Origin of the sequence: Halobaculum sp. P14 (assembly GCF_051195155.1) — an archaeon.
Classification (GTDB): Archaea; Halobacteriota; Halobacteria; order Halobacteriales; family Haloferacaceae; genus JBNTKA01.
Genome location: NZ_JBNTKB010000005.1, coordinates 178,583 through 196,257, shown reverse-complemented (window position 1 = coordinate 196,257; position 17,675 = coordinate 178,583). Strand labels below are relative to the sequence as shown.

The window sequence follows — 17,675 nt, the reverse complement described above, 5'->3', positions numbered from 1 at the left end:
CCTCCTGGTCTGTCCGCCACTCGGTCGGTTTCACCACCGGGTCGACAGGGCCGGCAGCGGCGGTCCGAACGCGCCGGAGTCGACGGAGCGTCGCTGTCCGGCGACGGAACGGTGAAACCATGATTTCAGTTTACTCAGCAGTTTAGGCGTTCGAGACGGACACTGGATACATGTCTAGCTCCACGACCACGATACGGATGACCGACAGACGCGAATCGGTGTACGACGCGCTCAAGGACGCCACCGGCGAGACGACGAAGTCCGGCGCCCTCGACGTCGCCGCCGAGTACTACATCCGGATGCGCGGCGAGAACCGACTCCAGCCCGGAACCGGCCGCGTCCAGCGACTCCTCACCCGCGCCGTCGAACAGGGCAGCCTCACCGCCCCCGAAATCGCCGAACTGCTCGACTGCGAGGAGTTCGCGGTCGACTGCGACGTCGACATCTCCTGCGGCAACGACGAGTAGCGACCGCTCCGTCACTGTGCCGAAAGAATCGAGCCTCGGCCGCTGCGCTCCGCTCTCCTCGCTGCTTCGTCTCCCGCTGCGCTCTCCGGCGGTTTCACTGCTCGGTTGAGGAACACGGGCCGGGAGGGAATTGAACCCCCGACCGACGGATTAAGAGTCCGTCGCTCTGCCTGACTGAGCTACCGGCCCGCTACATCCAACCGAAGCGGAGGCGCCGTAAAAGGCCTTCCGTTTCCCGGCCACGGAGCCGGGGGTCACTCCGGATGAACGAACATCACCGCTTAAGTGTCGCGCAACCCGAGTCGTCACGTAATGAGTACTGGGGTTACGGTCTCCTCGATGTCGACCTACGCGATTCTCGGCTGTGGCAGCGTCGGCCACGCCGTCGCGGACGAACTCACCGAGGAGGGGAAAGACGTTCTCATCCTCGACAAGGACGAGTCGCGGGTGGAGGCGCTCCGCGACCAGGACCTGAACGCGCAGGTCCAAGACATCGCGGAGGAGGGCGTCGCCGACGCGGTCGCCGAACGCGACGTCATCCTGATTCTGTCCTCGGACGTCGACGCGAACAAGGCGGCCGTCCGCGCGATTCGGGAGTCCGGCCACGAACAGTACGTCGTCGTCCGCGCCTCCGACCCGGTGAGCGAGGACGAACTCGTCGAACTCGGCGCCGACGTCGTCATCAATCCGTCGACGGTCATCGCCGACTCGGCGCTCCGCGCGCTCGAATCCGGCGAACTGGAGTACAAGGCGCGGCAGCTCGCGGACATCCTCCGGTCCGCCGACGGGAAGCTCGCGGTGCTCGCTCACGACAACCCGGACCCGGACTCCATCGCGTCGGCCGTCGCGCTGCGCGCCATCGCCGAGGAGTTCGACGTCGACGCGGACATCATCTACGACGGCGAAATCGGGCATCAGGAGAACCGCGCGTTCGTGAATACGCTCGGCATCGACCTGCACGCGCGCGACGAGGTGCAGCCGTTGTCGGAGTACGGCGCGGTCGCGCTCATCCACTACGGCGACTCCGGCGGCATGGACCTCGGCGTCGACGTCGACATCTACATCGACCACGAGGAGGCCGACGAGGAGCTGGAAGCCGACTTCGTCGACATCCGGAAGAACGTCTCCGCGACGTCGACGATCCTCACGAAGTACATCCAGGAGTTCGACCTGTCACCGAGCGACACCGTCGCGACCGCGCTGCTGTACGGCATCCGCGCGGAGACCGTCGACTTCAAGCGCGATACGACCCCCGCGGACCTGACCGCGGCCGCCTACCTCCACCCGTTCGCCGACCACGACAAACTGGAGGAGGTGGAGTCGCCGAGCATGAGCCCGGAGACGCTGGACGTGCTCGCGGAGGCGATTCAGAACCGGGAGGTGCAGGGGAGCCACCTGCTGTCGAACGCCGGGTTCGTCCGCGACCGCGAGGCGCTGGCGCAGGCCGCCCAGCAGCTCCTCGACCTGGAGGGCATCACGACCTCCACCGTGTTCGGCATCGCCGACGACAACATCTACCTCGCCGCCCGGTCGAAGGACATCCGCATCAACATCGGGAGCGTCCTCCACGACGCCTTCTCCGACATCGGCGAGGCGGCCGGTCACTCGACGCAGGGGAACGCCGAGATTCCGCTCGGCCTGTTCACCGGCATCGAGACGAGCGAGGAGAACCGCGATACGCTCCGGCAGCTCTCCGAGGAGGCGGTTCGGAAGAAGCTGTTCGACGCGATGGGCGTCGAAAGCTCCAGCGGAAGCGAGTCCGGGAACGGCACCTGAGCACTCGGGCAGACGCCGCCTGTCCGACAGGCTCCGAGCGCTGCCCGAGCGCGCCTCGACCCGTAACTGACGCTGTCGCTTCTCTCTCGGCTAGTTGACCACGTCCAGTCGCTGGTTTCCCGGCCGCTTGCCACTCCGGCCAGTCTCACCGAAACGTACAAGTGTGGTGTGGTACAACGTAGCAAACGAGGTGGTTTCCGTCACAGGCTATCGACCGACCCCACGCGGCAGACGCGGCGCACCGACGTGACCCGCACGTGAACGCTCTCGGCCGACTTCAGCCGGAACGAAACCACGAAATCGCGAATCGAAGCGAGACACCACGCATCGACCACGAACACGGCGGAACCGACCGACGAATCGCTCGCTCACACGGAATCGGCGCGAAACCGAGAATCGGCACGCGAACTGGACCGAACGGACGACCGGAATCGAACGCACGACAGGGACCGAACGGACGACCGGAACCGCACGAACCAACAGAATCGCACGAACGACCGGCGTCGGGCGGGACACGGACCCGGCGCTTCGACGCGCACCGACTCACGACCACGAATCGTCGCGGGAAACCGCGAACCGTCGCGGAACAGGGCGGCGACCGCCTGCATCGTCACGACGAATCCGTACCGCCGGACGACCACCCGACACCTCGTCGGGCTTCATTCCTGAGGGAGCATCGACGTTGACGCCGAACAGCGGTCCGTCCGTCTCACACGGGCCGCCGAACGCGGTGGCTCGGCGGGCGGCGAGGACCGCGAACTGATTCGGCGGGAAAACGGGCGGTTACGCGAGCGCTTCTTCCTGGTCGGAGTCGTCTTTCAGGCGCTCGACGACGTCGTTGATGAGGATGACGTCGCCGACGGCGCGGACCCACCGGTAGGGGACCAAGACGCCCTTTCCGGGGTCGACCCGGCCGGTGAACAGGTCGTGGTTCAGTTCCGCGAGTGCGAGCCCCGTCACGGTCTCGGCGTCAAGGTCGAGTCTGACGTCTTCGACCTCGCCGACGAAGACCCCGTTGTTGGAGTACACCTCCCGCCCGACGAGCGTCGTGATCTCCTGGGGTGTCCCGTCTGCGTTCATACCGCTGGAGAGGGACGGATGGGTCTTAAAAGCGTCCCCCGGCGCCGACGTCCGTCTGACGAAGCCGCGCGTCCGCGGCGCGACGGGTCGAACGCCTGACGTGACAGGGGGCGAATCCGACTCTGTCTTGACGTTTTCCGGTCTCGGCTGGGCCGCACGTCCTGTCGAAGCCCACGCGTTTATGTGACGCCACGACACAGTCGCACACACTACTGCATGTCCTCAGACGCGCCTCATTCGCGGCACGGCGACCCGGATCTTCCGGGCGCCGACTTCGACTTCACGTCCGACGACGTCGCCCGCCCCGGACTCGTCTCCGACCTCGACGACCTCGTCGACGGCGACGTCCGGTTCGACAGCTACAGCCGGCAGCTGTACGCCACCGACGCCTCCGCCTTTCAGGAGACCCCTATCGGCGTCGTCCTCCCGAAATCCACCGACGACGTCGCCGCCGTCATGTCCTACTGCGCGGACCGCGAGATTCCGGTGCTGCCGCGCGGCGGCGGCACATCCCTCGCCGGTCAGACCGTCAACGAGGCGGTCGTCCTCGACTTCACCCGGTACATGGACGGCATCGTCGACCTCGACCCGGAGGCTGCCGAAGCCACCGTCGACGCGGGCTGTATCGTCGGCGACCTGAACGCCGCCGCGGCCGACCACGGCCTCAAGTTCGCGCCCGACCCGGCGTGGCGCGACAAGTCAGCCGTCGCCGGCGCCATCGGCAACAACTCCACCGGCGCGCACTCGCTCAAGTACGGGAAGACGGACGCCTACGTCGAGTCCTGCGAAGTGGTGCTCGCCGACGGCAGCGTCGAGACGTTCGGCGACGTCGAAGTCGACACGCTCCGGGAGGAGGCCGACCCGGAGGGGGACCTGCTCGAACGCATCTACGCCGAGGTCGTCCGGGTCCTCGACGAGGACGCCGACGAGGTGACCGAGCGCTACCCGGACCTGAAGCGGAACGTCTCCGGGTACAACCTCGACGTGCTCGTCGAGGAGGCGCGCGGCGAGTGGGCGGACGGCCCCGGCACCGGCGAACCCGGCACCGTGAACCTCGCGCGCCTGCTCGCGGGCAGCGAAGGGACGCTCGCGACCGTCACCGAGGCGACCGTCTCGCTCGTCGACATCCCGGCGACGAAGGCGGTCGCGCTGTTCACCTACGACGACATCGTCTCCGCGATGGAGGACGTCGGCCCGATACTCGAACACGACCCGGCGGCCGTCGAGGTGATGGACGACACGCTCCTCGACCTCGCGCGGGACACCCCGGAGTTCAGCGAGGTCGTCGGCATGCTGCCCGACGGCACGAACTCGGTGCTGCTCGTCGAGTTCTACGCCGACAGCGACGAGGAGGGCCAAGAGAAGGTCGCAGACCTCATCGCGGACCGCTGTCCGAACACGGAGACCGTCGCGGCGCCGACCGACGGGCGCGTCCGGACCGACGAGCCGATTCACGCCGCCGCCGCGATGGAGGCGCACGACGAGGAGCGCCGCGCGAAGTTCTGGAAGATGCGGAAGTCCGGCCTCCCCATCCTGCTCGGCCGCACCACCGACGAGAAACACATCTCGTTCATCGAAGACTGCGCCGTGCCGCCGGAGCACCTCGCCGACTACGTCTCCGAGTTCCAGGACCTGCTCGACGAGACCGGGGCGTTCGCGTCCGTGTACGCGCACGCCGGCCCCGGCGTCCTCCACATCCGGCCGCTCGTCAACACGAAGACCATCGACGGCCTCGAACAGATGGAGGCCATCGCCGAGGGCGTCACCGACCTCGTCGTGAAGTACGGCGGCTCCGTCTCCGGCGAGCACGGCGACGGCCGCGCCCGAACCCAGTGGAACCGGAAGCTGTACGGCGACGACCTCTGGCAGACGTTCCGCGACCTCAAGACCGCGTTCGACCCCGACTGGCTGTTGAACCCGGGGAACGTCTGCGGCGACCACTCGCTCACCGAGCACCTCCGGTTCGACCCGGAGTACGCGTTCGACGCCGGCTTCGACCCCGAACTGAACTGGGACAACGAAAACGGGATGCAGGGCATGGTCGAGCTGTGTCACGGCTGCGGCGGCTGCCGCGGCAAACAGGAGACGACCGGCGGCGTCATGTGCCCGACGTTCCGCGCCGCCGAAGAGGAAATCCAGTCCACGCGCGGCCGCGCGAACCTGCTCCGCGGCGCCATGTCCGGCGACCTCCCTGCGGACCCGACGGAGGAGGAGTTCGCCGACGAGGTGCTCGACCTCTGTGTCGGCTGTAAGGGCTGTAAGGTGGACTGCCCGAGCGGCGTCGACATGGCGAAGCTGAAAGCCGAGGTCACCCACGAGCGCCACCAGGAAGCCGGCGCGAGCCTCCGCGACAAACTGTTCGCGGACGTGAACCTCGTGAGCCGGCTCGGCTCGACGTTCGCGCCGGTGTCGAACTGGGCCGCGAAGCTCCCCGGCGCCCGGTTCGTCGGCGAGAAGGTGCTCGGCATCGCCGCCGACCGCAACCTGCCGACGTTCCACCGCGAGACGCTCCGCGACTGGTACGGCGACCGCGGCGGCTCCATCCCGGAGGCCGACGCCGACCGCGTCGCCGTTCTGGTCCCGGACACCTACACGAACTACAACCACCCGGACGCCGGGAAGGCCGCGGTCCGCGCGCTCGAAGCAGCCGGCGTCCGCGTCGAACTCGCGGACGTCGAAGACACCGGCCGGCCCGCCCACAGCATGGGCTTTCTCGACCGCGCGCGGAGCCGGAGCCGCGCCGCCGTCGACGACCTCGCGCCGCGCATCCGCGAGGACCGCGACGTCGTCGTCGTCGAGCCGAGCGAGGCCGTGATGCTCCAGTCGGACCTGCTGGACTTCCACGACGACGAGGACGCCGCGCTGGTCGCCGCGAACAGCTACGGCGTCCTGGAGTACGTCGACACGTTCCGGCTCGACGACGACATGTCGTTCCGCGACGCCGACGCCGCCGGCGGCGACGCCGACGACTTCCGGCCGCTCACCTACCACGGCCACTGCCACCAGAAGGCGACGAAGAAGGACCACCACGCGGTCGGCGTGCTGCGCCGCGCCGGCTACGAGGTCGACCCGCTCGACTCGACGTGCTGCGGCATGGCGGGGAGCTTCGGCTACGAGGCCGAACACCACTCGCTCAGCAAGTCCATCGCCAGCATCCTCTACGACCAGGTGGACGAGAGCCGCGGCGAGGAGGTCGTCGCGCCGGGCGCCTCCTGCCGGTCGCAGCTCGGCGACCGCGACGGCGAAACCGAGGAGCCGCCCCACCCGGTCGAGAAACTGGCCGCCGCACTCGACTGAGGCCCGCTCGCTACTCTCCGTTCGCGGTTCGCTGGTCGCGGTTCGCGGTTCGCGGTTCGCTGGTCGCGGTTCGCGGTTCGCGGTTCGCGGTTCGCCGCTCCCGTTCGTCGCTCGCCGTTCGTCGATGCGGAGCCGGTCGGCACGGTCGGCCGTGTAGAACCGTGAACTACTTGCGGTCGCCGCCACGTCTCCTCCGCATGCGACTGGCACGCGCGGCGACGCCGGACGGGGTCCGGGCCGGCGAGTACCGAGACGGGACGCTCGTCGCCGACGACGCCGAGTACGACGTCGACGAGTCGGAGCTGTTGGCTCCGTGCGACCCGGACGCGGTGTTCTGCGTCGGCCGGAACTTCGCGGCGACGCTCGACCAGATGGAGTACGAGCGGCCCGACGAGCCGGACTTCTTCATCAAGCCGCCGCACAGCGTCGTCGGGCACCGCGACCCGATTCCGTACCCGGAGTGGACGGACGAACTCACGTACGCCGGCGAGCTCGTCGCCGTCATCGACGAGGCCTGCGAGGACGTCCCGGCCGCCGACGTCCCGGACGTCGTCCGCGGCTACACCGTCATGAACGACGTCGACGCGCTCGACCAGCAGGGACGGACGGCGCGGAAGGCGTTCACGGCGTCCGGGCCGCTCGGGCCGTGGCTCGAAACCGACGTCGACCCGACCGGCATCGACATGCACACCGACGTCGCCGGCGAGCGCCGACAGGAGTCGAACACCGAACTGATGCTGTTCGACCCGCACGAAATCGTGTCGTACCTCTCGCGTCGCTTCCGGCTGCGCGCCGGCGACGCCGTCGCGTTCGGGTCGCCCGCGAACCCCGGGCTGGTCGAGCGCGGCGACACCGTCGAAATCACGTACGAAGGCGTCGGCACCCTCGTCAATCAGGTCGTCTGACACCGGCGACGATTCCCCGAGCCCGAACTCCTATCTGACTGGATTCATTTACAGGAGCCATGCGACTCTCGGCCGGTGACGCACTCGTCGTCTCGGACGACGACGCGTGGAGTCGACGGTTCACGGCCGCGGCCGACTTCGAGGTGACCCGAACCGACTCCGTCTCCGAGGCCGTTCAGGCGGCGAGCGACGCCGACGGCTACGTGAACTGCGTCGTCGTCGACTCCGCCGGCACCTGGGCGGACCCGTCGCTCGTGTTCGCCGCCGTCACCGCCCGCTTCCCGGACGCGGCCTGCATCGTCGCCGGCACCGACCACCCAGTCGACCCGCCCGCCTGCGAGGACATCCGCGTCGAAGTCGCCGCCGACCGCGACTCGCCGGGGCTGGTCGCGGCGGCCGCCGAACGCGCCGTCGAGTCCGGCCGGCACCTCCGCTACCCGGTCCCGGACGGCGAGGCGGACCGCGCCGCCGCGGTCCGCGCGTGCAACGTCGACGGACTCGCCGCCGGGGACGACCTCGACGCCGTCGTCGCGGAAGTCGCGGACGCGCTCGCCGTCGACGTCGCGTTCGTCGGCCTCGTCGACACGCACGTCGAACACTTCGTCGCGACGCACGGCTGGGACCCGCCCGCGAACCTCGACCGCTCCGCCGTCGTCTGCGCACACACCGTCCTCGACGAGGGGCCGTTCGTCGTCCCGGACCTCGCCGCCGACCCCGAGTTCGCCGACGCCCCGAGCATCGAGCCGCGAGCGTATCCGTCCTACGCCGGCGTCCCGGTCCACGCGGACGGGCACCGCGTCGGGTCGCTGTGCGTCCGACACGGCGAACCCCGCTCGTACAGCGCCGAGGAACTGGAGACCCTGAAGCGGTACAGCGCCGCCGTCGACGACCTACTGGAAGCCGCTGCGGCGAAGGCCGACGACGACCAGCCGTCGGCCGCCGACTGACGGTGACGACGGTGTAGCGGTGGAACCGCGCCGAACGTCGTCGCCGCGGCGACTAAGTAGGGGGCAGTCGACGCGGTAGGTATGCGAATCGTCGTGACGCGACAGAAGATTCACGGCCTCCCGGCCGGCGACCTCGCCGCGGAGCTACGCGACCGCCTCCCCGACCACGACGTCGTGCTCGCGGAGACGCCGGCCGCCGAACGCGACGTGATTCCGTCGGCGGACGTCGTCGTCGGGCCGGGCCACTCCATCAGCGACCTGCTGGACCGCGCCGAGGAGCTGTCGCTGTTCGCCGGCGTCTACGCCGGCACCGGCCACCTCGACCTCGACGCGTTCCGCGACCGCGGCGTCGCCGTGACGAACGCGGCCGGCGTCCACGCGCCCAACATCTCCGAGTACGTCGTCGGCGCGCTCGTGTCGATGACCCGCGGATTCCGCCGCGCCACCCGTCAGCAGGACCGCCGCGAGTGGCGTCCGTACCCGACCGAGGAGCTGTACGACTCGACCGTCACAATCGTCGGGCTCGGCGCTATCGGCACCGCCATCGCAGAGCGGCTGGAGCCGTTCGGCGTCCACACCATCGGCGTCCGGTACACGCCGGAGAAGGGCGGCCCAACCGACGAAGTGCTAGGGTTCGACGACCTGCCCGAGCCGCTGGCCCGCACCGACCACCTCGTGTTGGCGTGCCCGCTCACCGACGAGACCGAGCGGCTCATCGACACCGAGGCGTTCCGGACGCTGCCGCCCCAGGCGACGCTCGTCAACATCGCGCGCGGCAAAGTCGTCGACACCGACGCGCTCCTCCGGTCGCTCCGCCGCGGCGACCTCCGCGGGGCGTTCCTCGACGTCACCGACCCCGAGCCGCTCCCGCAGGACCACCCGCTGTGGCGGTTCGACGACGTCCACGTCACGCCGCACAACGCCGGGAACACGCCGCGGTACTTCGAGCGCGTCGTCGACATCCTCTCGGAGAACGTCGACCGGCTCGCCGAAGACGGGGCCGACGCGGACCTGAAGAATCAGGTCGTCTGAGTCGGCCGCCGGGCAACCGACGGACGCCTCGCCAGCCGCCGTCGTCTCGCGCGTCGGCGTCAGCGCCTTTTTACACCGGAGCGCCGTGTGACGGTAGTATGTCTTCGGCCGTTCCGTGGCTGGCGGTCGGGTCGCTGCTGTCCGGCGCCATCTCCGTCGGATTCATTCGGTACCTCTGGCCGTACCGCGGGAAGCTCGGCAGCCGGTTTTTCATCGCGACCATCGCCTGCGAGGCGCTGTGGTCGCTGTCGTACGGCGCGGCGCTGCTCGTGTTCGACCCGGCGCTCAGGCGGCTGTTCGAACTGCCGATCTGGTTCGCGATAAACTTCATCGGCGTGTTCTTCCTGGCGTTCGCGCTCGAGTACACGGGCCGCGGTCGGCTGCTGCGCTCGAAGCTCATGGCCGGTATCGTCCTGCTGCAGACGGCGCACACGCTCGTCGTCGCCACGAACCCGCTGCACCACGTCGCGTGGAGCAACTACCACATCGAACCGGTGTACGGCGTCGCCACGGTCGCGTACACCCATCAGCCGTGGCTGTTCGTCAACGCCGCCGGCTTCATCCTCATGATCGCCGCCGCGTCGTTCCTGCTCGTGGACACCGTCATCAGCTACGGGCCGCTCTACCGCACGCAGGCCGCCGCAATCGCTGTTTCCCCCATCTTCCCCGGGCTCCCGTTCCTCCTCTGGCTCGTCCAGGTCGGCGGGTCGCCGCCGCTCAACCTCACGCCGCTCGTCTTCCCGGTTCACCTCGCGTTCGACATGTACGCGTTCTTCTCGCGGGACATGTTCGAACTGGTTCCGGCGTCCCGCCGAGTCGCGGACCGCGCCGCCATCGAGAACCTCGGGTCGCCGGTCGTCATCGTCGACGACGGCGGGCGAATCATCGAGTTCAACGGCGAGGCGAGACGCGTTCTCGGACTCGACTCGGGCTCTGCGCTGGGCCGCCCGCTCGACGACGTCCTCCCCGAGGTCGACCTCCGGGGCGACGACCAGACCGTGACGCGAGTCGTCGACGGCCGCAGACGCGTGTACGCGGTCACGACGGCGTCGCTGAACGACTCCTCGGGCGCCGCGGTCGGCGACACCGTCGTGCTGCAGGACATCACCGCCGAGCGCCGGCGCGAACAGCGGCTCTCCGTGCTCAACCGCGTCCTCAGACACAACCTCCGGAACGACCTGAACGTCGTGAGCGGCAACGTCCAGCTCGCCGCCGACCGCGTCGACGACGAGGAGACCCGGCGGTTCCTGGAGACCGCCGAGTCGAAGACGGCGGACCTGATGGCGCTCGGCGAGAAGGCGCGGCGCATCGAGCAGGTCGTCGCCGCCGACGGCGAACCGCCCACGGCGGTCTCGATTCGCGAGACGGCCGAGCGAATCCGCGACGACCTGTCCGAGCAGTACCCCGCGGCGTCCATCGACGTCGACGTCCCGGAGGACCGCGAAGTCTTGGCGGACAGCGAGCTTCTCGACCAGATACTCCGGAACCTCGTCGAGAACGCACTGGAACACAACCCGGCGGACCGTCCGTCCGTCCAGGTGGAACTGGTGGCCGACGACGAATCGACGCTCACCGTCGCGGTCCGCGACGACGGCGCCGGCATCCCCGAGCACGAACTCGCGGTGCTCGACACCGAGACGGAGTCCGCGCTCGAACACGGCAGCGGCCTCGGCCTCTGGCTCGTGAAGTGGGGCGTCACCTCACTCGGCGGGTCGGTCCGGTTCGAACCGTCCGGGGAGGGCACCACGGTCTACGTGGAGTTACCGGCGGCCGACGCCGACACGGAACAGTGAGACTGCACAGAAGGGCCCGCAGACGGTGTTTCTGCCGCTGAACAAATCGAGTGTCGCGTCAGAAGGCGCCGCGATACCGGCGATACCGGTGCGGCGGGTGCGTGAGTCAGTCGTCCGTAACCGAATCGACGCGGCGGTCACAGCGGCGGCTGGCGGCGCGTGAAATGTCGCCCGGAACACTAACGAGCCGGCGTCATCCCGTGGCGGTGTGCCGCGTCGGCCGGTAAACCCTCGTGCCGGGCAGGCGGGGTGACGTGCCGCCGGTCGGGTCGCGTCTGCGACCGGTGTCGCGCGCCTGGGTTCTCCGAGCCGTCATCGCACCCTGGTGGGTGTACTGGGCCGGGGACTAGGGCGCGCGCTTCGGCGTTGGCGCCGGCGACACATACGGCTACCGGATGCGTCGTGCGACTACCGGAGGAACTCGGAGAGCCGTTCGGCGAACCCTTTGCCGTCGCCGAGTTTCAGGTAGTAGGCGTCGCCACCGTCTTCGTAGTAGTTGTCGATGCGGCGGACGCGCTCGAAGCCGATGTGTTCGTAGAAGTCGAGCGCCTGCCGGTTCGTGGTTCGGGCGTGACACGTCACCGACCGGTTGTCGTCGGCGACTTTCGCGACGAGCCGCTTCCCGTGGCCGTGGCCGCGGGCGTCCGGCGAGACGGCGAGAAACAGGACGTAGCCGTCGCGGCGGGCCGAGGCGAACGCGACGAGTTCGTCGTCGCCGTCGGCGGTCTCCTCGAACAGTAGGTAGCAGGTCGCGCGGCGGTACGCGTCCATGAAGAAGCCGCGTCGCTGCTTGAGGACGCCTTCGTCCTCGCGGATGCGCTCTTTCAGCGCCCAGGCGGTCTCCGCGTGGGTCGCATCGCCCGGCCGGTCCACGCGGCAGTCGACGTTGACGCTCACTGACGTAGAGTACGTCTGTCCCCGGATTTAACTCCACCGTCGGCGGCCGCCCCTGCACGGCCGAGCGGAGTGCGGCCGCAGCCGATGGCGGGGGTGAGCGGGGCCGATGGCAGAATTGTTTTCACGTCCCTGCACGTCTCATGGAGTAATGCCGGACCTGTCGCCGCGGAGTGTCGGAGTCTCCATGCGGCAGCTCATCCGCGGCGCGTTCATCACCGGGCTCGCCGTCATCGTCCCGCTTCTCATCACCGTCATCGTCCTCGCGATCGCCGTCCAGTACGTCTACCGGTACCTCGACGCGTTCTCCACGCTCGTGTTGGACTTCTCCGCGGCGACCCGGTTCACCATCCCGGGCGTCGGCGTCGTCGGCAAAGAGCAGCTCATCGAACTCATCGCGCCGGTGGTGCTGCTGTACCTGATTTTCGTCGTCGGGCTGTTCGTGAACTCGACGCGGTTCGGCTCCATCGCCATCGACTACTTCGACTCCGCCATCGCGACCGTCCCGGGCGTCGGCTCGGTGTACGAGTCGTTCAGGCAGATGTCCGACGTCATGCTGGAGGAGGACGCACAGAACTTCCGCGAAGTGAAACTCGTCGAGTTCCCGCATGAGGGCGCGTACACGCTCGGCTTCCTGACGACGGAGACGCCGGACGCGCTCCGCGAGCCGACCGGTCACGCGAAGATGCAGACGCTGTTCCTGCCGCTCGCGCCGAACCCGGTGATGGGCGGCCACCTCGTCCACATGCCCGCCGAGAAAGTTATGGACGTCGACATGACCGTCGAAGAGGGGATTCGGGCGGTCGTGACGAGCGGCGTCGCCGTCTCCGGCGGAAGCGGCGGCGCCGGCGGCGTCTCCGAGGAGACGCTCCGCGAACTCGCGAGCGTCGAACACGCCGACCAGCAGTTCGACCCGTCGGCCGACTCGCCGTCCGTCCGCCGCGCCGACGACGTCGACGTGGAGCGCGACGACGAGTGGGACCGCCAGGTCGCCCCCGAGCGGTCGAAGACGCCGACCGACATCGCCCGCCGGACGCGCGCCCAGCGCGACACCTTCGAGGACCAGTCGTCGGCGCTCGACGACGAGCAGCCGTACTCGCTGTACGGCCAGCGGGAGTCGACGGTGACGCCGGCGACGGAGGCCGGCCGGTACGAGCCCGAGACCGCCGACACCGACGAGCGGCCGGCGGAGAAGGCCGACCGGCCGGCCGACGAGCGCACGACGGAGCCGCAGCGACCCGCCGAGAAGGCCGACCGGCCGAAACCCGAACGCACGGCCGAGAAGGAACGGCCCGCGGAGAAGGCGGACCGCGACCCGTCGCTCCGCGAGGACACCGACACGCGGCCCGAGGAGGCGGGCGACCGCCCCGGCGCGAAGCGCGAACACACCGACGGCCGGCCGGCCGAGGTTCACGACCAGAGCGAACTGACCGCGGACCCGGACGAATCCGGGACCGACCCGGCTGCCGACACGGCAGCGGACGCGGCGGACCGCGGCGATGCGGACGGCGACGACTCGGAGGAGGGCGACCGGTGACCGCGGCCGACGCCCCCGAGTTCGCGCTCCGAGAGCACACCGCCGACGTCGCGGTCGAGGCGACCGCGCCGACGATTTCCGGCGTGTTCGCCGCGGTCGCCGACGGACTCGCCGCGGCGATGTGCGACGACGTCCCGGAGACGGGCGGCGACCGGTTCTCGCTGGACGTGACGGCTGAGGGCGCCGAAGCCGCGCTGTTCGACTACCTCGACGAACTCATCTACGAGCGGGACGTCCGCGGCGTCCTCCCGGTCGACAACGACGCGACCGTCACCGAATCCGGCGGCGAGTGGACGGTCTCCGCGTCCGCCCGCGGCGTCCCGCTCGCCGACGTCGTCGCCCGCGACGTGAAAGCCGTGACGTACTCCGAGATGGACCTCACGGAGACGGACGACGGCTGGCACGCCTACGTCGTCTTCGACGTGTAGCCGACGCGGAGGTGTCAGGCCGCCCGTCACCGGACGGACCGCCGCCGCGACGCGGCCCGCACAGCAGGGCTCTTCCGTTCGACAGCGACGTGGACGGGCGGTCGCCGCGGGGAACGTAACCGTATTCCGTCGGGGGAGCGGAGGGACGCACATGACCGAGACCCGCGAATACGACGGAATCCGGCTGAAGCGGGTGCGAGAGCACGTCTGGGAAATCCCGAAGGAGGGCGACATGAACGTCCCGGCGCGCGTCCTCGCGAGCGAGCCGCTGCTCGAACAGATTTCGGACGACGACACGCTCCAGCAGCTCAAGAACGCGACGCACCTCCCCGGCATGACGAAGCACGCGCTCTGCATGCCCGACGGCCACCAGGGGTACGGCTTCCCGGTCGGCGGCGTCGGCGCGACGGACGCCGAATCCGGCTGCATCTCGCCGGGCGCCGTCGGCTACGACATCAACTGCGGCGTCCGCATGATGAAGACGAACCTCACCTACGACGACGTCGCGGGCCACGAGGAGGAGCTCGTCGAGTCGCTGTTCGCGAACGTCCCGTCGGGGCTCGGCGGCGGCGGCGTCGTCTCCGGCGACATCGACACCATCGAAGCCGTCCTGGAGCGCGGCATGGACTGGGCGCTCGAGGAGGGGTACGCCACCGAAGCCGACCTTCGCCACTGCGAGGACGAGGGCCGCCGGCCGGACGCCGAGCCGTCGTTCGTCTCCCAGAAGGCGAAAGACCGCGGGAAGAACCAGCTCGGCAGCCTCGGCTCGGGCAACCACTTCCTCGAAGTCCAGCGCGTCACCGACACCTACGACGACGACGTCGCCGCCGCGTTCGGGCTCGAAGAGGACCAAATCGTCGTCCTCATCCACTGCGGGTCGCGCGGCCTCGGCCACCAGGTGTGCTCGGACTACCTCCGCCGCATCGAGTCGAATCACGGCGACCTCCTCGACCAGCTTCCGGACAAGGAGCTGGCCGCCGCGCCGGCCGGGTCGGCGCTCGCCGAGGAGTACTACGGCGCCATGTGCGCCGCCATCAACTTCGCGTGGGTGAACCGGCAGCTCATCATGCACCGGACGCGCCGCGTGTTCGAGCGGGTGTTCGGCGCCGACCACGACGACCTCGGCATGGAGCTGCTGTACGACGTCGCCCACAACATCGCGAAGCGGGAGACCCACGACGTCGACGGCGAACAGCGCGACCTGTTCGTCCACCGGAAGGGCGCCACGCGGGCGTTCCCGGCCGGCCGGTCGGAGGTGCCGGCGGCGTACCGCGACGTCGGCCAGCCGGTCATCATTCCGGGCAGCATGGGCGCCGGCAGCTACGTCCTCGTCGGCGGCGAGCGGTCGCTCTCGGAGACGTTCGGGTCGACGGCGCACGGCGCCGGCCGCGTCATGTCGCGGACGCAGGCGAAACAGGAGTACTGGGGCGAGACCGTCCGGGACGAGCTCCGCGACCAGGAGAAGATTTACGTGAAAGCGCAGTCGGGCGCCACGGTCGCCGAGGAGGCGCCGGGCGTCTACAAGGACGTCGACGAGGTCGTCCGCGTCAGCGACGAACTCGGTATCGGCGACAAGGTCGCCCGCACCTTCCCGGTCTGCAACATCAAGGGGTAGGGCGGCGCACCGCAGTTCCACGCCGAGCCGCTCGATTTCGACTGTTCTGCTACTCTGCCGGGCCGTCGCGACCTCCACCGTTCCCGTCGATCCCGCCGTCCCCGCCGTCTCCACCGCGCCCACCGTCTCCGACATCCGCGTCGGCGACCCGGTGCACCTGCACCTGCACCGTCTCGCCCGCGTCGAGTCCGAGGACGGACCGCTCCGGTTCGGGGACCGACACGCTGCCGTCCTCCCGGAGCGTCGCTTTGAACACCGCCTCGGATTCGTGGTCGACGCCGGCGACCCCCGGCGACGTATCGGTCTCACCGCCGCCCCGACGGTGCCGCCTCGGCGCCGACGCTCCGCGCGGCCGCCCGCCCGCGGCTTCGTCGCCTCCGGCGGAGGCTGGTCGCCCGTGGCTTCCCGACGCGGCCGCCTCTGACTGCGCCGCCGGCGCAGATTCGGGCCTGACGGCGCGGTGGAGCGGCTCGGTCGGACCGGGCGGTGACTCGTCGACCGGGCCGTCCGACAGCGGCGATTCCGCGGTCCTGTCGTCGACCGGTGGCGCGTCGAGCGCCGACGCCGGGTCGTCGGTCGGGGCCTCGGCGTCGAGGGTGGGTGCGTCGCGCGTCCGGTCCGTGAGTTCGGCCGCGAGCGCCTCCCGCGCAGCGGTCTCGGTGAGCGCGCTGCGGAGCGCGACCGCTCGCGCGACCGCCTCGATTTCGCCGCCGGTGACGTCCGACAGGTCCACCTCGGTGTCGTCGCCGGATTCGAGCGCGTCCGCGAGCGCCGACAGCTCCGACCCGGTGAGCGGGACGTCGTCCGCTGGGCTCGTCTCCATGTCCGGCCGATTGTCCCGGCCGACTGAAAAGCGGTCGGCCGAGCGGCGACGCACAGCGCAGCAGGACGCGGGCTGTCCGCAGCCTCCGCCGGGTCGCTTCCCCCGCGTTGCCTCCGCGTCGCCTCCGGCGCTCCGCCACAACGAGAACCGATTAAGTGCCCGCCGGCCCGACACTCGGAACATGGACCGTGTTGACGCTGCGTTGACCGCGGGGATGGTCGGCTGTCTCGCCGTGCTGGCTGCGCTCGCCGCGCCGTTCGCGCTCATCTCGGAGCCCGGAACCGGCCTCGGCGTCTACTACGCGTCCGGCCCGGTCGGCGTCGGCGCCGTCGTCTTCCTGGCCGTCCTGCTGCTCGTCGTGTTCCTCTCCGGGCGGCAGTCGCACACCGACGACGTGATGGTCGCCGGCATCGCCGTCGTCGCAGCCGTCGCGCTGCTCGCCGCCACCGTCGGCTGGGCGCTCGCGGTCGACCAGCAGAACCTGTTTTCGTTCCCGGCGTCGGCGCAGTGGATTACGATGCACCGCTGGGTCGTCGTCGCCCTCGCGGCGACCGTGCCCGTGAGCGCCGCGGCCTACGCGTCGGAGGCGCTGTAACCGGGCGTCGCAGCCGCGTCGGCGCCGCGTGACCGTCGCGCGACCGCCGCGTCGACCCGGCGGTTTCGCGTGACTGCGTCGGGACCGCAAGGCCCTTAAGTCGGAGTCGCCTACCGAAGTCGTGGACTAGGCCGGGCAGTTAGGCCCTGCTCGAAACCCGCGATAGAGTCTTTAGCGGGGGCCGAACGTCGGCGGCGTCCGGGACACCCGTCGTGGGCCCCGGAAGCCGACGTCGAAGCCTCGTCCGCCGGGGACAGCGGTCCGCCGGGACGCACCCGCAGGGGTGCGGTTCCGGGGTTCGTCGGCGGCACTGGGTCAGGCGCGGAAGCGAGCAGCCCACCGCCGGACGTATGTCGCTCGTCGGGTCGCGGGGCGGAGGAGGCGACCGGGATTCCCCACGGCGGACTCCCGGGCAACGCCGACCCGTCCGCTATTCATACCGACTTCACCTTCGCCATCCGCGGCGCCGTCCGCGCGTTCGACCCG

The 17,675-nt window shown here is 69.9% G+C and carries 14 protein-coding genes, 1 tRNA gene and 1 other RNA gene; 12 read left to right on the top strand and 4 right to left on the bottom strand.

Annotated features, from left to right (window positions below; genetic code table 11):
* Nucleotides 1-170: 170 nt before the first annotated feature.
* Nucleotides 171-467, top strand: coding sequence for a hypothetical protein (locus ACQUS7_RS11280; protein WP_435129750.1), 297 nt, complete (start codon nt 171-173; stop codon nt 465-467).
* Nucleotides 468-582: 115 nt separating this feature from the next.
* Here ACQUS7_RS11280 and ACQUS7_RS11275 read toward each other — a convergent pair.
* Nucleotides 583-656 (bottom strand) — tRNA-Lys (locus tag ACQUS7_RS11275).
* Nucleotides 657-779: 123 nt separating this feature from the next.
* Between ACQUS7_RS11275 and ACQUS7_RS11270 the strand changes: the two genes are divergently transcribed.
* The gene (locus tag ACQUS7_RS11270) at nt 780-2,243 is read left to right on the top strand and encodes a DHH family phosphoesterase (RefSeq protein WP_435129747.1); all 1,464 of its coding nucleotides are present in this window, start codon (nt 780-782) and stop codon (nt 2,241-2,243) included.
* Between the two features lie 783 nt (nt 2,244-3,026).
* Here the strand turns inward: ACQUS7_RS11270 and ACQUS7_RS11265 are convergent.
* On the bottom strand, nt 3,027-3,323 hold the full coding sequence (locus ACQUS7_RS11265) for a PRC-barrel domain-containing protein (protein ID WP_435129744.1): 297 nt from the start codon (nt 3,321-3,323) through the stop codon (nt 3,027-3,029).
* Nucleotides 3,324-3,539: 216 nt separating this feature from the next.
* Here ACQUS7_RS11265 and ACQUS7_RS11260 point away from each other — a divergent pair, with 216 nt between their 5' ends.
* The 5 genes from ACQUS7_RS11260 to ACQUS7_RS11240 all read left to right on the top strand — a co-directional run bounded on the left by ACQUS7_RS11260 (nt 3,540) and on the right by ACQUS7_RS11240 (nt 11,297).
* Nucleotides 3,540-6,620: an FAD-binding and (Fe-S)-binding domain-containing protein gene (locus ACQUS7_RS11260; protein WP_435147067.1), complete on the top strand. Its 3,081-nt coding sequence runs from the start codon at nt 3,540-3,542 to the stop codon at nt 6,618-6,620.
* Nucleotides 6,621-6,817: 197 nt separating this feature from the next.
* Nucleotides 6,818-7,525 carry a fumarylacetoacetate hydrolase family protein gene (locus tag ACQUS7_RS11255; protein WP_435129739.1) on the top strand — a complete coding sequence of 236 codons (708 nt, stop codon included), beginning with the start codon at nt 6,818-6,820 and terminating at the stop codon, nt 7,523-7,525.
* A gap of 59 nt (nt 7,526-7,584) precedes the next feature.
* Nucleotides 7,585-8,472 (top strand): GAF domain-containing protein, encoded by an 888-nt coding sequence (locus tag ACQUS7_RS11250; RefSeq protein ID WP_435147065.1) that lies wholly within the window; start codon nt 7,585-7,587, stop codon nt 8,470-8,472.
* An 81-nt stretch (nt 8,473-8,553) separates the two neighbouring features.
* Entirely contained in the window at nt 8,554-9,504 is a 951-nt protein-coding gene (locus tag ACQUS7_RS11245; protein WP_435129733.1) for a D-2-hydroxyacid dehydrogenase, read from the top strand.
* A gap of 98 nt (nt 9,505-9,602) precedes the next feature.
* On the top strand, nt 9,603-11,297 hold the full coding sequence (locus tag ACQUS7_RS11240; RefSeq protein WP_435147062.1) for a histidine kinase N-terminal 7TM domain-containing protein: 1,695 nt from the start codon (nt 9,603-9,605) through the stop codon (nt 11,295-11,297).
* Between the two features lie 408 nt (nt 11,298-11,705).
* Here the strand turns inward: ACQUS7_RS11240 and ACQUS7_RS11235 are convergent, their stop codons facing one another.
* Complete coding sequence (locus tag ACQUS7_RS11235; protein ID WP_435129727.1) at nt 11,706-12,194, bottom strand: GNAT family N-acetyltransferase; 489 nt, start codon at nt 12,192-12,194, stop codon at nt 11,706-11,708.
* Between the two features lie 184 nt (nt 12,195-12,378).
* On the opposite strand from ACQUS7_RS11235, the gene ACQUS7_RS11230 reads away from it, so the two are divergent.
* From ACQUS7_RS11230 to ACQUS7_RS11220, 3 genes are all read left to right on the top strand, one after another.
* The gene (locus ACQUS7_RS11230) at nt 12,379-13,728 is read left to right on the top strand and encodes a DUF502 domain-containing protein (protein WP_435147060.1); all 1,350 of its coding nucleotides are present in this window, start codon (nt 12,379-12,381) and stop codon (nt 13,726-13,728) included.
* Nucleotides 13,725-14,156, top strand: a complete 432-nt coding sequence (locus tag ACQUS7_RS11225) for an archease (protein WP_435147058.1) — start codon at nt 13,725-13,727, stop codon at nt 14,154-14,156. The genes ACQUS7_RS11230 and ACQUS7_RS11225 overlap by 4 nt, the downstream gene beginning before the upstream one ends.
* A 151-nt stretch (nt 14,157-14,307) precedes the next feature.
* Nucleotides 14,308-15,771, top strand: coding sequence for an RtcB family protein (locus ACQUS7_RS11220; RefSeq protein ID WP_435147056.1), 1,464 nt, complete (start codon nt 14,308-14,310; stop codon nt 15,769-15,771).
* A gap of 49 nt (nt 15,772-15,820) precedes the next feature.
* On the opposite strand, the gene ACQUS7_RS11215 is transcribed toward ACQUS7_RS11220, so the two are convergent.
* A complete protein-coding gene (locus ACQUS7_RS11215) occupies nt 15,821-16,594 on the bottom strand; it encodes a hypothetical protein (protein WP_435147054.1) in 774 nt (257 codons plus the stop codon).
* Between the two features lie 181 nt (nt 16,595-16,775).
* Between ACQUS7_RS11215 and ACQUS7_RS11210 the strand changes: the two genes are divergently transcribed.
* Nucleotides 16,776-17,189 carry a DUF7548 family protein gene (locus ACQUS7_RS11210; protein ID WP_435147052.1) on the top strand — a complete coding sequence of 138 codons (414 nt, stop codon included), beginning with the start codon at nt 16,776-16,778 and terminating at the stop codon, nt 17,187-17,189.
* A 119-nt stretch (nt 17,190-17,308) separates the two neighbouring features.
* An RNA gene (ffs, locus tag ACQUS7_RS11205) (signal recognition particle sRNA) lies at nt 17,309-17,622 on the top strand.
* The last annotated feature ends 53 nt before the right edge of the window (nt 17,623-17,675 follow it).